At 70.9% G+C, this 15182-nt stretch carries 10 protein-coding genes; 6 read left to right on the plus strand and 4 right to left on the minus strand.

All coding sequences use genetic code 11. The features are described from left to right. Positions 1–141 precede the first annotated feature (141 nt). The gene (locus RMN86_RS13300) at positions 142–2136 is read left to right on the plus strand and encodes a hypothetical protein (protein ID WP_309606330.1); all 1995 of its coding nucleotides are present in this window, start codon (positions 142–144) and stop codon (positions 2134–2136) included. Positions 2137–2143: 7 nt separating this feature from the next. Here the strand turns inward: RMN86_RS13300 and RMN86_RS13305 are convergent, their stop codons facing one another. Both RMN86_RS13305 and zwf read right to left on the minus strand, forming a co-directional pair. Further along, the gene (locus RMN86_RS13305) at positions 2144–2461 is read right to left on the minus strand and encodes a hypothetical protein (RefSeq protein WP_309606331.1); all 318 of its coding nucleotides are present in this window, start codon (positions 2459–2461) and stop codon (positions 2144–2146) included. 52 nt (positions 2462–2513) lie between these two features. Continuing rightward, positions 2514–3992 (minus strand): glucose-6-phosphate dehydrogenase, encoded by a 1479-nt coding sequence (gene zwf / locus RMN86_RS13310; RefSeq protein WP_309606332.1) that lies wholly within the window; start codon positions 3990–3992, stop codon positions 2514–2516. Between the two features lie 180 nt (positions 3993–4172). On the opposite strand from zwf, the gene RMN86_RS13315 reads away from it, so the two are divergent. Both RMN86_RS13315 and ligD read left to right on the plus strand, forming a co-directional pair. Further along, positions 4173–4478, plus strand: coding sequence for a trehalose-6-phosphate synthase (locus RMN86_RS13315; protein WP_309606333.1), 306 nt, complete (start codon positions 4173–4175; stop codon positions 4476–4478). A gap of 12 nt (positions 4479–4490) precedes the next feature. After that, positions 4491–7097: a DNA ligase D gene (gene ligD / locus RMN86_RS13320; protein WP_309606334.1), complete on the plus strand. Its 2607-nt coding sequence runs from the start codon at positions 4491–4493 to the stop codon at positions 7095–7097. Positions 7098–7115: 18 nt separating this feature from the next. On the opposite strand, the gene RMN86_RS13325 is transcribed toward ligD, so the two are convergent. Together RMN86_RS13325 and RMN86_RS13330 are read right to left on the minus strand one after the other, a co-directional pair. Continuing rightward, positions 7116–7970 carry a Ku protein gene (locus RMN86_RS13325; protein ID WP_309606335.1) on the minus strand — a complete coding sequence of 285 codons (855 nt, stop codon included), beginning with the start codon at positions 7968–7970 and terminating at the stop codon, positions 7116–7118. Between the two features lie 58 nt (positions 7971–8028). Continuing rightward, on the minus strand, positions 8029–9555 hold the full coding sequence (locus tag RMN86_RS13330; RefSeq protein WP_309606336.1) for a carboxylesterase family protein: 1527 nt from the start codon (positions 9553–9555) through the stop codon (positions 8029–8031). A gap of 146 nt (positions 9556–9701) precedes the next feature. Between RMN86_RS13330 and RMN86_RS13335 the strand changes: the two genes are divergently transcribed. Genes RMN86_RS13335 through RMN86_RS13345 form a run of 3 tightly spaced genes read left to right on the plus strand, consistent with a single transcriptional unit; the run spans position 9702 to position 15161 of the window. Continuing rightward, positions 9702–10490 (plus strand): protein imuA, encoded by a 789-nt coding sequence (locus tag RMN86_RS13335; RefSeq protein WP_309606337.1) that lies wholly within the window; start codon positions 9702–9704, stop codon positions 10488–10490. Further along, the gene (locus tag RMN86_RS13340) at positions 10408–11937 is read left to right on the plus strand and encodes a DNA polymerase Y family protein (protein WP_309606338.1); all 1530 of its coding nucleotides are present in this window, start codon (positions 10408–10410) and stop codon (positions 11935–11937) included. The genes RMN86_RS13335 and RMN86_RS13340 overlap by 83 nt, the downstream gene beginning before the upstream one ends. Continuing rightward, positions 11934–15161, plus strand: a complete 3228-nt coding sequence (locus tag RMN86_RS13345; RefSeq protein WP_309606339.1) for an error-prone DNA polymerase — start codon at positions 11934–11936, stop codon at positions 15159–15161. Before RMN86_RS13340 ends, RMN86_RS13345 begins: the two co-directional genes overlap by 4 nt. Positions 15162–15182 lie beyond the last annotated feature (21 nt).

The raw sequence follows: 15182 nt of genomic DNA on the forward strand, positions 1-15182 counted from the left end.
CGAGCGGAAACCGGGCGCCGTCGTGGCGGTCTGCCCCCTCGATCCCGGCGCCCGCGACCGTGGCGCTCGGCGCGTGCGATGGATTGTGGCCTTGACCGCATCGGCAGGGCCGCCGCCTACTGGCGGTCCGGGGGTGCTGGGATGAGACGGCGACGGCTCTGGATAGCGATGTGGCTGGGCCTGGCCTGCGCAACCGGCGTGCGGGCGATGGACATTGTCGGCGTCGACAAGGCCCGGCTGCATGTCACGCCGCCGGAGGGCTATTGCCTGATCGGTCCGTCGGACGTTCGCTACGCGCGGCTGCGCGACGGCTACGATCAGGTGACGGACTGGGGCCAGTTGCAGGCGATCTTCGCGGCCTGCACGCCGCCTGGGCGCGTCCGGCCGGTAAAGCCCGACCGCGCGGGCTTCATCAGCACCCTGCCGCAAAACCCCGCCCTTCGCGCGTCGGACTTGCGCCGGTCCGAGTGGCTGAAACAGGTTGCCCTGCCCCGCGTCACGCCGCTGACCGAGGTTGGCGAAGACCTCAGCGACGGCGCGGCGCGCTACTTCCATGTGATCCGCACGCCGCGCGACAACGCCTCGGCCGACACCCGGATCGAGGCGACCGCGGACACCATCATCAAGAACACGCCCGTGGAGATCACCGTCGTCAGGTATGTCGCCTACGACGACGTGGCGGGCGGCGCCACGGCGCTGGAGGAGGCGCGCGCGCTGCTGCGCGCCACGATGACCCGGTTCGGCGGGCAAAACGGCGTGGATTTCGAACATGTGGTCACCGACGCGCAGGCGCGATCGGCCCTGGCGCTGGAAGTCGCCGCGTTCGTGGATGTGGCCGGCGCGATCCTGATGATCACCCTGGCGGTGCGGAGCCTCTGGATCCAGGTTGCGGTTGGCCCCGCGCTGGCGATCGCCGGCGTGCTGATCTATCGCGCCGCGCCGGGGGCCGGAACCCTGTTCAAGGCGCCCGCCCTGGACCTGGCCCTGTGGGCCGGGGCGGCGGTGCTGTTTGTCGGGCTGGCCAACGGGGTCTGGCTGATCCTCGACCTGATTCCGATCCGCGGCGTCGGCCTGACCCGCAGGCTGAGAGCCGCCATCTCCGCCCGGAGCTGGGGCGGCGCGGAGGACGCCACGGCGGATTTCACCAAGCGCTGGTTCGTCTGCGTGGCGGCCGCGACCGGCGGCGTGGTCTTCGCCATGCTTGGCCGGGAGGGCTTCCTCGAGGAACTTGGCGCGGCCTTCGGTCCGAGCCGGATCGTCTTCACGCTGCTGATCACCGTCGTCTCGGTGACCCTGATCGGGCCGGTGGAGGATTTCATCTTCGGCTCGAGGATCGCCACGCGCCGAGCTGCGGCGACACCGGCCCCGGCCGCCCATGCTGAGGAGGCAAGCCGCTTCGAGCAGCTGTTGGGGCTGGCCTCGCCCCGCGCGCTGGGGCGCTTCGCCCTGGTGATGGCGTTCATGCTGATGATCACCGTCATGCACGGGGCCATCGAGGCGCGGGTTCACGACAGCAAGGGCGAGGATATCACCACCATGCTGGTCGCCAGCGTCGGCCCGGCGATCATCACCTACTACTGGTGCGCGGCCCTGCAGCATGGCGTGGCGTCGGTGGCCCGCCGCGCGGGCGTCGCCGCCGCCCTGGCCGGCGTCCTGACCCTGGGCATCCCCGGCGCGATGGTCACCATCGCCGACGCCGCGAGCCTGATGATGGCGCCGATGAGCTGGTGGGAGGGAAACCACACGGTCCAGGCGTGGGGCATGCTGCTTGTGGGGGCGCCGCTGGACCTGGCGATCGGTCTTGTCAGCTTCGGGGTGCTGGCCTTCGGCGGCGGCGCGGTCATCGACGTCGCCCGGCGCCGCCATCTATCGCCCATGGTGACGGTCGCGGTGATTGGCGCGGCGTTGATCGGGCTGGTGGCGCTTTTCCAACTGATCGCCGTCGGCGTTGTCGCGGCCCTGGGCGAGGGGGTTGGAGCGGAGCGATATGCCGCCGCGAAAAGTGAGCTGCTGGGGGTCGCGGGCTGGGTGGTCGGGCTGATCGTCAGCGGTTTTCCGACCGTTCTGCGGTCCGGCGCACAGCATGCGCGCGGCGTGGCGCAAGCCCCGGCGGCGGATCGATCCGGGGGCGGCTGACGCCGCCCTACGCCCCCCAGGGCCGACTCAGCCAGGCCTGCAAGTCGCGCAGGGTCGCCGGGCCGCATCCGCGCAGCTCCAGGGCGCGCCCTCGCAGGCCCGGGTCGCCGGGCCGGTCGTCCCAGCGCGCGCCGAACAGCTCGACCGGCGACAGATAGCCCAGCGCCTGCAGCACCCGGGTCCCGCGCGCCGAAAGACCCTGGGCTCGGTACGCCGCCCGGCCGTCGAGAACCCGCGCAGCAAGCTCAAGAAACGCCGGCGAGGTCACGCGCGGCGGCGCGGCGTCGGCAGCCTGGGGCGAAGCGCCGGGCTTGCGGGGGGTCATGAAGGGCTCGCGTAGGACAGGCCGGTCACATGGGGTCTCGCCTCGCCCGGCATTAGTCCAGCCAGGCCCGGCCGGAGCGTTCGATCAGCGCGAAGGCGCCGGCGGGGCCCCAGCTGCCGGCGGGGTAGGGCTTGGGCTTCATGCCGGCTTCGGCCCACGCATCGGCGACGCCGTCGATCCAACGCCAGGCCTCCTCCACCTCGTCGCGCCGGACGAAGAGCGTCGAATCGCCGTGCATGACGTCCAGCAACAGCCGCTCATAAGCGATCCGTCGGCGCGACCCCGGCCCCTCGTAGGAGCGCAGCAGCGACAGCGACAGCGGCAGGGACTGCAGGCGCATGCCGCCCTGGCTGAGACCGGGCGACTTGTTCATCAGCAAAAGTTCGATGTCCTCGTCCGGCTGCAGGTCGATGACCAGCCGGTTGGCGATCAGGTCATCATTGGCCGCGGCGCCGAAGATCGAGTGCGGCACCGGCTTGAACTGGATGGCGATCTGGGTGCGCCGCTCGGGCAGCCGCTTGCCGGTGCGCAGGAAGAACGGCACGCCGGCCCAGCGCCAGTTGTCAATGTCGACGCGCAGCGCGACGAAGGTCTCGGTCCCGGTGGGCTGGCCGCGCTCGGCCTCGTAGCCCGTCGCTTCCTTGCCGCCGACCACGCCCTTTGTGTACTGCCCGCGGATCGAGGCGGCCTGGACGTCGGCGCGGGTGAAGCGGCGGAGCGAGCGCAGCACCTTGACCTTCTCGTTCCGGACCGAGCGCGGGTCCATGTCGGCCGGCGGCTCCATCGCCACGAAGCAGAGCAGCTGCAGCATGTGGTTCTGCAGCATGTCGCGCAGCGCGCCGTACTCGTCGTAGTAGGGCCAGCGGTCGCCCACACCCTCGGTCTCGGCCACGGTGATCTGCACGTGGTCGATGGTCAGGTTGTTCCACAGCGGCTCGAACAAGGTGTTGGCGAAGCGCAGGGCGATCAGGTTCTGCACCGTCTCCTTGCCGAGGTAGTGGTCGATGCGGAAGGTCCGCTCCTCGCTGAAGGCCGCGCCCACGGCGGCGTTGACCTCGCGCGAGGTCTCCAGGTCGCGGCCGACGGGTTTTTCCAGCACGATGCGGCTGTCGCCGGTGGCCAGGCCGGCGGCGGCCAGCGCCGCGCAGACCCCGCCATAGAGGCTGGGCGAGATCGCCAGGAAGAATATCGGCCGCACGCAGCCCGCCAGGTGCGGCGCGAGCTTCGCTGCGCCCTCCGCGCGGGTGGCGTCGCAGGCCACATAGTCGAGACGGTCGGCAAATCGCGTCCAGATCGCCGCGTCGAGGGCCTCGGGGCGGGCCTCGAGGATCGCGCGGACCTGCTCGACGAAGGCCTCGCGGGTGAGCTGGGCGCGGGCGGTGGCCAGGACCTTGAAGCCCGTCGCCAGCAGGCCGTCGGCGTCGAGGTGATAGAGCGACGGCAGCAGCATGCGCCGCGAAAGGTCGCCGGTGGCGCCGAACAGCACGATCGCGTCGGCCAGCAGCGTCTGGTCGCGTGGCGTTTTGGCCATCGGGCGTCACCTTGCCTTCTGTTGGTCGGGGCTGATGCGGATCGTCTGCATAGCGCGGAGTGCGGGGTGAATCGTCAAGCCGTCGGATGGCGATTCCGCCGCCGGTCACGCCCGCCCCCGGGGATCGAATGGCCCCGCTCGCGCGTTGAGGCCCGAGTTGCAAGGGGCGTGGAGGTATGGATGTCGACCAAGGATCTTGCCGTCGCGCTGCCCCCGCCAAGGCCCCTGGTGCTGTCGGCGACCGCCCTGTTCCTCGCCCTGGACGGCGCCTTGGCGCCGATCGTCGGGCGGATGGTCAATCCTAACAGTCCCGAGGAGATCGCCGACGCCCTGAAACGAGCGCTGGCCATGGACAGGACCGAGCGCGTCCACCGCTGGCAGGCGCTGTTCGAAGGGGTGTCGCGTCATGACGTCACCGCCTGGCGCGCCGCCTTCGTCGGGACGCTGGAGGGGGTGGGCGAACGCGCCGTCGCCCTGGCCAGCTGAGGCGCCGCGTCGATGGCCGACAGCAAGCTCACCCGCTATCGCGCGATGCGCGACTTCAGCAAGACCGCCGAGCCGAGCGGTGCGGAGGCGGCCACGCCGTCCGAGCGCTATCGTTTCGTGATCCAGAAGCACGCGGCGACCCGGCTGCACTACGACTTTCGCCTGGAGCTGGACGGGACGTTCAAGTCCTGGGCTGTGACCCGGGGGCCGTCGATGGACCCGGCCCAGCGCCGGCTGGCGGTGGAGGTCGAGGACCATCCGCTGGACTACGGCGACTTCGAAGGGACCATCCCCAGGGGCCAGTATGGCGGCGGGACGGTGATGTTGTGGGATCGCGGGTACTGGGAGCCGGAACCCGGGACCGATCCGCGCGAGGGCCTGAAGACCGGCGACCTGAAGATCGTCATGGACGGCGAGCGGCTGAAGGGCGGGTTCGTCCTGGTGCGGATGAAGCGCCGCGCGAAGGAGCGCCACGACAATTGGCTGCTGATCAAGCATCGCGACGCGTACGCGGTTGAGGGCGACGGCGCGGCGCTGGTGGAGCAGGCGACAACCTCGGTCGCATCCGGACGTAGCCTGGACGAGATCGCCGCCGGCATGGGCAAGGGGCCGACGCGGTTCATGACCGGCAAGGCCCGCGCGGCGGCCAAGCGCGTCTGGCAGTCCCAGGGCGGCGAAGCCGAGACCGCCGCCCTGGGGCGCTCCGCCGCGCCCACACTGCCGGGTTTCGTGCCGCCACAGCTGGCCAGGTCGGTGGACCGGCCGCCGTCGGGCGCTGGCTGGGCGCATGAGATCAAGTTCGACGGCTACCGGCTGCAGCTGCGGGTGCAGGCCGGCAAGGCGACGCTGAAGACCCGCGCCGGGCTCGACTGGACGGCGAGGTTCGCGGTGATCGGCAAGGCCGCGCGGTCGCTGCCCAACAGCCTGATCGACGGCGAGGCCTGCGCGCTGGATGACAGCGGATCGCCCGACTTCGCGGCGCTGCAGACGGCGCTGTCGGATGGAAAGACGGGGGATCTGATCTTCTTTGCGTTCGACCTCCTGTTCGCCGATGGCGCTGACCTGCGGAGCCTGCCGCTGAGTGCGCGCAAGGCCCGGCTGAAGGAGCTTGTGGACGGATTGCCGGCGCCGCATCCGCGCATCCGCTACGTCGACCACTTCGAGACCGGCGGCGAGGCCGTGCTGCAATCGGCCTGCCGGATGTCGTTTGAAGGGATCGTCTCCAAGCGCCTGGACGCTCCCTATCGCTCCGACCGGTCGGAGACCTGGCTGAAATCCAAATGCCGCGCCGGCCACGAGGTGGTGATCGGTGGCTGGACCGGCGAGGCGGGGCAGCTTCGTTCGCTGTTGGTCGGGGTCAACCGCGGCGACCGGCTGGTCTATGTCGGCCGCGTCGGCACGGGATTCGGCCGCGACAAGGTCGCCCGCGTGCTGCCCCGGCTGGCGGCGCTGGAGGCCGAGAGCAGCCCCTTCTCCGGCGCCGGCGCGCCGCGCAAGGCGGCCGGCGTCCATTGGGCGAGGCCGGAGCTGGTGGCGGAGATCGAGTTCGCCGGGTTCACCGGCGCGGGCAGGGTGCGGCAGGGGGCGTTCAAAGCCTTGCGCGACGACAAGCCCGCCCGCGAGGTCGAGGCCGAGACGCCGGCGCCGGTGGACGCTGCCGCCCTTGCCGAGCCGGCGCCGACGACCAAGGCTGAGCCGGCGAAGAAGGCCGGATCCCCCGTGGTCATGGGGGTGACGCTCTCCAGTCCGGACAAGGCGCTGTGGCCGGACGGCGGCGATGGCGATCCGGTGACCAAGCTCGATCTCGCGCGCTATCTGGAGGCTGTCGGCCCCTGGATGATGCCGCACCTGAAGGGGCGGCCCTGCTCGGTCGTCCGCACGCCGGACGGGATCTTCGGCGACCAGCGGTTCTTCCAGCGCCACCTGGGCAAGGGGGCCTCCGCTCTGATTTCCGAAGTGGCGGTGTCGGGTGACGCCAAGCCCTATATGCAGATCGACCGTATCGAGGCGCTGGCGGCGCTGGCGCAGAGCGGGGCTGTGGAATTCCATCCCTGGAACTGCCAGCCCTTCGCCCCGGAGACGCCGGGGCGGCTGGTCTTCGATCTCGATCCCGACGAGGATCTGCCGTTCGCCCGGGTGATCGAGGCGGCGCTGGAGGTTAAGGTCCGGCTGGAAACCCTGGGCCTGGCCGCTTTCTGCAAGACCACCGGCGGCAAGGGACTCCATGTGGTGACCCCGCTGAAGGACGAGGCGGGCAAGATCGACTGGCCGATGGCGAAGCAGTTCGCCCGCGACGTCTGCCTGGCGATCGCCGGCGACCAGCCCGACCGCTATGTGGTCAACATGGCCAAGGCCCGTCGCAAGGGGCGGATCTTCCTCGACTACCTGCGCAACGACCGGATGGCCACGGCGGCGGCGGTTCTGTCACCCCGCGCACGGCCCGGCGCCCCGGTGTCGTTTCCGCTGACCTGGCGCGAGGTCAAACCTGGGCTCGACCCCAAGGTCTTCACGATCCGCACCGCGCCGGCGCTGTTGAAGAAGACCAAGGCCTGGGGGGACTATGACGATGCCGAGGCCCCGCTGGCCGAGGCGATCAGGCGGTTGAGAGGACTTCGGTAGCCTCAAATAGGGCGCCCGTCAGGCGCGTCGTTTCGCCGGTTTCCGCCTGAGCGCCGACGCCTTGGCGTTCGCAGCCGCCGGCGTGGCCTTGCGCCGCTCGCCGGAGGCGCCCAGGCTGCGCTTGAGCGCCTCCATCAGGTCGATGACCTCGGCTTCTTTCGGCTCCTCGGCGACCTTCACCGTGTGGCCCTTCTGTTTTTCCGCGATCAGGGCCCGCAGCGCGTCTTCGTAGCGGTCGGTGAACTGGGTGGGGTCGAAGGGGCCCTCCTGCTGTTCGATGATCCGGGCGGCGATGGCGACCATCTCGGGCGGGGGCTTGACCGCCTTGATGTGGCCGAACACCTCCTCGGCCTGGCGCACCTCGCCGCGGGTGCGCAGGGTGTAGGCGACGATCCCCTTGCCATGCACCTCCAGCGCCATCAGCCGCTCGCGCTGGTGCATGACCAGTCGCCCCAGCGCCACCTTGCCGGCCTTTTTCATGGCCTCGCGGATGACGCTGAAGGCTTCCACGGCGATGTCGCCATCGGGGGCCAGGAAATAGGGGTCGTTCCAATAGAGTCGGTCGATGTCGGCGTCGTCGACGAAGCGTTCGATGTCCAGCGTCCGGGTGGTCTCCAGCCGGACATTGTCCAGCTCCTCGCCGGTGATGACCACATACTGGCCCTTCTCGATCTCATAGCCCTTGACGATGTCGGCGCGGTCGACGGGGCCCGTCTCGGGATCGGTGGGGATCATCCGGATGCGGTTGTGGGTGTCCTTCGACAGCATGTTGAAGTGCACCTCGCCGCCGCGCGAGGTGGCGGTGTAGAGCGACACCGGGCAGCTCACGAGCGAAAGCCGCAGGTAGCCCTGCCAGGTGGGACGCGCGGCCATGAGTGTCGGATCCCCGTTGTTGCGACTCCTGAAACGCCGCTAAGAGGATTCCGTTCGGCTACTTCGCGCCCAGCATGAGGGTGGGCAGGACCTGGGCCTCCTGGGCGTCCAGCTGCGCCTTGCGGAAGTGGGCGCGCACCCCGCTCGACACGCCGAACTCCATCAGCTGGTCATTGGCCGGGGTGTAGGCAGGCCAGGAAGAGGTTCCGCAGTTCGGCGTCCCGGACTTGGCGAAGCTGACCCAGCAGGCGTGCATCAGCATCGCCATCGCCTTGTCTTCATCGGTGACCTCGCTCATCGGCGTGCGGCGGCCCCAGTATTCCCAGACGTACTGGATTTCCGCGGCATGGCCCGCCCGGGTCATCGCCGGGCGGAAGCGCGACCCGACGTAGGAGAAATAATAGAGCCACGCGGGCTGGCCGCCGGACGCCTTGGCCGCCACCCAGCGGGCGGGGCCGCCCATCACCCGGTCGGTGAACACCGCGCGCGCCAACGCGTCGTCGCCGGCGGCGGCCTCGGCTGCGTAGGCCGGCTTCACGGCGGCGGGGATCCTGGCGACGGCCGCCGCGCCCAGGGTCATCGGACCCATCAGCGAATCCTCGCCGGAATTCGAGCCGATGATCAGCGGCACGTCGGGGACGTGACCTCGGGCCAGAGCCTGGGAGGCGGTCTCGGTCATCAGCCGCCCGTCGATGAAGGGGCCATAGTTGCCGTCGATTCCGGCCAGCTTGTCGGCCGAAAGCGCACGCAGGTCGGCGGCCGTGGCGGCGGCCGGGACGCCGATCTTCAGCAGGGCCGCCGCGCCGGCTTTTTCCGCGTCGGCGAGCGTCCTTGGCTCGAACCAGCCCAGGCCGGATTCGACGATGGCCTTCTGATAGAGCCCCGTGGCCGAGGGCGTGGCCAACAGGGCCAGGGTGCTCATGCCCCCGGCGCTTTCGCCGAACACGGTGACGTTCTTGGGGTCTCCGCCGAAGGCCGAGATGTTGCGCCGCACCCACTTGAGCGCGGCGATCTTGTCCATCAGGCCGTAGTTGCCGAGCGGCTCGCCGGTCCTGGCCGCCTTGGTCAGGGCGGGGTGGGCGAAATAGCCGAGCGCGCCCAGGCGGTAGTTGATGCTGACCACCACCACCCCGTCGCGGGCGAAGTTCTGGCCATCATAGATCCAGCCGGCGCCGGTGCGATGGCCGCCGCCGTGGATCCAGACCATCACCGGCGCGCCCTTGGCGGGGGCGCCCGCGTCTCTGGGGGCGAAGACGTTGAGCTGCAGGCAGTCTTCCGAGGTCGGGCCGTTGGCGCCGCCGGAGTTGGGGGCGCCGCTGGCGGTCATCGGCTGCGGGCAGGAGGGTCCGGCCAGGGCGGCGGCGCGCGGCGCGGTCCAGGCTTTCACCGGTTGCGGCGGCGCCCAGCGCAGGGCGCCCACGGGGGCCGCGGCGAAGGGAATGTCGCGGAAGACGCTGGCCTTGCCCTCGACCACGCCGGCCACGGGGCCGGAGTCGATCCGCACGATGACCGGGGCCGCCGGCTGAGCCTGGGCGGCGCCCGTCGCCATCACGATGGCGAGCAGAAGGGTCGAAACGCGGATCATGGAAAACCTCCCCGCCGGCGTGACGCCGGTCTTGGGCGGGACCATCCGGCGGCGGACCGGCCGGGTCAAGACGGCCGGCGCCGACGGCTTGACTCCCAATCCCCGAGGACTAGAACAAAAATAGAACGAAAGGAGTCCGCAAGGTCATGTCCGATTTCCGCGCAAGGCAACTTGACGCCATGCGGGCGAAGATCGCGGCGATCGAGGCCGGCGGACGGGCGCAGGCTGAATCCCTGCCGTTTGGCGACCCGCGGATCGACGACCAGCTGCCCGGCGGCGGCCTGCCGCTGGGGCGCTGGCATGAGGTCGTCGGGACGGGCATGGAGATCGAGACGGCCGCCGCGGCCGCGGCCTTCACCGCCCTGCTGACCGCGCCGCTGACCAGGCGCGGCGAGGTGGTCTGGGTGCTGCGGCGCGACGATCTCTGCGCGCCGGGCCTGCTCGGTCTGGGCTTTCCGCCGGAAAAGCTGATCCAGGTCTGCGCCCGCGACGAAGCCGAGGCGCTTTCGGTGATGGAGGACGCGCTGGCCACCGTCGGCGTCGCCGCCGTGGTGGGCGAGGTCGAGGCCTGTGACCTCACGGCCGGACGGCGCCTGCAGTTGGCCTGCGAGAAGCGCGGCGCCACCGGTTTTCTGATCCGCCGCCGGCCCTATGGCGGCCAGGCGCGGCGCGATGCGGGCGGTTCGGCCGCGGCCACCCGCTGGACGGTGGCCTCGGCGCCGTCCGAACCCGAAGCCGGCGCGTTCGGGCTGGGCGCGCCCAGGTTCCGGGCGGAGCTCGCGCGCTGCCGGGGCGGACGCACCGGAGCGTGGCTGTTGGAGGCGACCGGGGCCTATAGCTGGGAGACAACCGATGTCGCGCATCCTCTGCGCCTGGTCGCCGAGCTGGGCGATTTGCAACTGGCGCCGGCGCAACCCTTCAAGCTCGCCAGCTAGCCCCTTCGCCCTGCTGGAGACGGTGCGCGCCGTTCGCCGCCTGTCCGCCGTCAACGTCGAGGCGGCCAGACTCGGGCTCCATCCCGGCCAGAAGGCCGCCGACGCCTTTGCCCTGGTCCCCGAACTGGCTGCCGCCGAGGCCGAGCCTGGGGCCGACGCGGCGGCGCTGACCGCGCTGGCGGACTGGTGCGTGCGGTTCTCGCCCGCCGTGGCGCCCGATACGCCGGACGGCCTGTTCCTGGATGTCAGCGGGGTCGATCACCTGTGGGGCGGGGAGGCCGCGATGCTGGCCGATTTCCAGATGCGGCTGTTCGCCAATGGCCTGGCCTTCCGCTGCGCTATCGCCGACACGCCGGGCGCGGCCTGGGCGCTGGCGCGGTTCGGCCAGGACGGCGCCATCGCTCCGCCGGGCGGGCAGGCCGCGCTGCTGGCCCCCCTGCCGCCGGCGGCCCTGCGGCTGGAGACGCAGACCTGGACGCAGGTCGAACGGCTGGGCCTGCGCCGGGTCGGCCAGCTGCTGGAGATTCCCCGCGCGCCCTTCGCCCGACGCTTCGGCCAGGCCGCGCTGACCCGCCTGGACCAGGCGCTGGGGCGTGCGGAGGAGGCGCTCACCTTCCGCCGCCCGCCCACCCCCTGGTTCGCCCGTCTGGCCTTCGCCGAGCCGATCAGCGCGCCCGAAGACCTGGCCCGGGTCACCTTCGACGTGTGCGCCCGGCTCTGCGCCCGGCTGGAGGCGCAGGGGTTCGGCGCGCGACAGTTCGAGATCTGCTTCCACCGGCTGGACGGCAAGGCCCTGCCGCTCGCCATCGGCCTGGCGCTGCCGGGCCGTGACGCCGCGCGGATCGCCAAGCTGTTCGCCCCCCGGCTGGACACCGTCGACCCGGGCTTCGGCATCGAGGTGGTGACCCTGACGGCGCAGGCCGCGGAGGCGACGTCGGGGCGGCAGGCGCGGCTGGATTCCGGTCGCGAGACCACGGTCGAGGAGGGCCTCGCGCCGCTGATCGACCGGCTGACCAACCGCCTGGGCGAGGATCGCGTCTGGCGCGCCGCCCCGGTGGAAAGCCATGTCCCGGAGCTGGCGGTCGGTCGCATCGCGCCGCTGGCCAGGCCACCGCCCGCGCGGGCCTGGAACCGCGAGGCCCCGCGCCCGACCCGGCTGTTCCGCCGGCCCGAGCCGGTGGAGGCGGTGCTGGCGCTGACCCCCGATGACCCGCCGACCCAGTTCCGCTGGCGCGGCCAGCTGCATCGCGTGCGCCGCGCCGAAGGTCCGGAGCGGATCGGCGAGGAATGGTGGAAGGCCGCCATCGACGACGTCCGCGTGGGCCATGTGCGCGATTATTACCGTGTCGAGGACGAGGCCGGGGCCCGCTTCTGGCTGTTCCGCGCCGGTCTCTATGGCGACCCTGAAATTCCGCCGAAGTGGTGGCTGCACGGACTGTTCGGATGACCCGCTACGCCGAGCTGCAGGCGGCCAGCAACTTCTCCTTCCTGCGCGGGGCGTCGCACCCGGGCGAGCTGGTGACCGGCGCCGCGGCGCTGGGTCTGGAGGCCATCGGGGTGTGTGACCGCAATTCGCTGGCCGGCGTGGTGCGCGCCTGGTCGGCGATGCGGACGCTGCGGGACGGCGGGGGGAGGGTCCGCGCGCTGACCGGCTGCCGCCTGGACTTCGCCGACGGGACGCCGAGCCTGCTGGTCTATCCCTCCGATCGCGAGGCCTATGGCCGGCTGACCCGCCTGCTGACCGTGGGCCAGCGTCGTGAGAAGAAGGGCGGCTGCGATCTGCGCTGGGCGGACTTCGCCGACCATGCGCAGGGCCAGCTTGTGCTGGTCGTGCCGCCGGACCGGCTGGACGAGGTCTTCGAGCGCGACCTGGGCCGCATCGCCGGCGCCCTGTCCGGCGCCGTCTGGCTGGCGGCCTCGCGGCGCTATGGGGGGCGCGACCTGGACCGGCTGTCGCGGCTGGCGGCCCTGGCTCAAGCGAGCGGCGCTGCGATGGTCGCCACCAACGACGTGCTCTACCACGGCCCCGAACGCCGGCCCCTGCAGGACGTGCTGACCTGCATCCGCGAGGGCTGCACGATCCACCAGGCGGGACTGCGGCTGGCCGCCAACGCCGAGCGCCACCTGAAATCGCCTGACGAGATGGCGCGGCTGTTCGCCCGGTTTCCCGGCGCGGTGGAGCGCAGTGTCGAGATCGCCGGGCGGGTCGGCTTCGACCTGTCGGATTTATCCTATGAATATCCCGACGAGCCGGTGCCGCGCGGCAAGACCGCCATCCAGCATCTGCACGACCTGAGCTGGGAAGGCGCCCGATGGCGCTATCCGGACGGCGTGCCGGAGAAGGTCTCCAAGCTGGTCGCCCACGAACTGGCCCTGATCGAGAAACTGAAGTTCCCGAACTATTTCCTGACGGTCCACGACATCGTGCGCTGGGCGCGGGAGGAACGGGGGATTCTCTGCCAGGGCCGGGGATCGGCGGCCAATTCCTGCGTCTGTTTCTGCCTGGGGATCACCGCGGTCGATCCCACCAAGGAAGACCAGGACCTGCTGTTTTCCCGCTTCATCTCCGAGAACCGGGGAGAGCCCCCGGACATCGACGTCGACTTCGAGCACGAGCGGCGCGAGGAGGTGATGCAGTACGTCTACGCCCGCTATGGACGCGACCGCGCAGCTATCGTCGCCACCGTCATCCACTACCGTCCGCGCATGGCGATCCGTCAGGTGGGCAAGGCGCTGGGGCTGACCGAGGACATCACCGCGGCGCTGGCGGGCACCGTCTGGGGCAGCTGGGGCGACAGCGTGCCGGACGACCACATCCGCCAGGCGGGGCTGGATCCGCAAGCGCCGGAAATCCGCCGGGCGGTGAGCCTGGCCCAGGACCTGTTGGGCTTCCCGCGCCACCTGTCGCAGCACGTCGGCGGCTATGTGCTGACGCAACGCCGGCTGGACGAGACCGTGCCGATCGGCAACGCGGCCATGAAGGACCGGACCTTCATCGAGTGGGACAAGGACGACATCGACGCGCTGGGCCTGATGAAGGTCGATGTGCTGGCGCTGGGCATGCTGACCGCGCTGAAGCGCAGTTTCGACATGCTGCCGCCGCTGCCGGACGGCCGCCGGATCACCGACATCGCCCACATTCCGCAGGAGGATCCGGCGGTCTACGACATGCTGTGCAAAGCCGATTCCGTCGGCGTCTTCCAGGTCGAGAGCCGGGCGCAGATGTCGATGCTGCCCCGGCTGAAGCCGCGCAGGTTCTACGACCTGGTGATCGAGGTGGCGATCGTCCGGCCGGGGCCGATCCAGGGCGACATGGTGCATCCCTATCTCAAGCGACGGGCCAACCCCGCGGCGGTCACCTATCCAAGGCCCGGTCCGGAGCACCCGCAGGACGAGCTGGAAGGCATATTGAAGAAGACGCTCGGCGTGCCGCTGTTCCAGGAACAGGCGATGCGCATCGCCATCGACGCAGCCAAGTTCACGCCCGACGAGTCCGACGGTCTGCGCCGCTCGATGGCGACCTTCCGGCACTATGGCTCGGTGGGCGAGTTCGGGGTGAAGTTCGTCGAGGGGATGGTCGGCCGGGGCTACGATCCCGAATTCGCCCAGCGCTGCTTCAAGCAGATCGAGGGCTTCGGCTCCTACGGCTTTCCAGAGAGCCACGCGATCAGCTTCGCGCTGCTGGTCTACGCCTCGGCATGGGTGAAGCGCCATCACCCCGAGGCGTTCTGCGCCAGCCTGCTGAACAGCCAGCCCATGGGCTTCTACCAGCCGGCGCAGCTGGTCCGCGACGCCCGCGAGCACGGCGTGGAGGTGCGGCCCCCCGACATCCGCGACAGCGACTGGGACTGCACGCTGGAGCCGCCCGACGATCCTCGCGCGCCTCATCGCGCGCTGCGCCTGGGCCTGCGCCAGGTGCGCGGCCTCAAGGGCGAGGAGGTCAGGGCCTTCGTGGCGGCCCGGGCGCGGGGTTTGTCCACCCTGGAGGACTATGTGCTGCGCGGCGGCCTGTCGCGGCGCGGGCTTGAGCTGCTGGCCGAGGCCGACGCCTTCGGTTCCCTGGGGCTGAACCGGCGCCAGGCGCTGTGGGCGGTGAAAGGTCTGGCCGGCGATCTCAACGCCGAACGCGACGCGCCCCTGCTGGCCCGCCAGAGCCTGAAGGAGGCGCAGGTTCTTCTGCCCTTCATGAGCCCGCCGAAGGAGGTCGCCGAGGATTACCGCACCACCAGCCTGTCGCTGAAGGCCCACCCGGTGAGCTTCTTCTGCGCGGACCTGGCGCGCATGCAGGCGGTCGCCTGCGCCGCGCTGGCGACGATGGGCGACGGCCGGCGGGTCTGCGTCGCCGGCCTGGTGCTGGTGCGCCAGCGGCCCGGCACCGCCAAGGGCGTGGTGTTCCTGACCCTGGAGGACGAAACCGGCATCGCCAACATCGTCTGCTGGAAGGACGCCTTCGACGCCAACCGCCGGCTGGTGATGAGCTCGGCCTTCCTGATGGTGCAGGGCCGTGTGCAGTCGGCCGATGGGGTGATCCATGTGGTCGCCGAACGCTTCACCGACCTCTCGGCCAAGCTCGGCGAGATGCGCGACCGCGAGGACGCCCCCGGCGCCGCCCCGCCGCCGCCTCACGCCCGCGCCTCCAGCCAGCTGGTCCGCAGCCGTGATTTCCACTGAGGCGAGCGCCGGCCGCCTTCC

The sequence above is a fragment of the Phenylobacterium sp. genome (assembly GCF_031360265.1).
Lineage (GTDB): Bacteria > Pseudomonadota > Alphaproteobacteria > Caulobacterales > Caulobacteraceae > Phenylobacterium.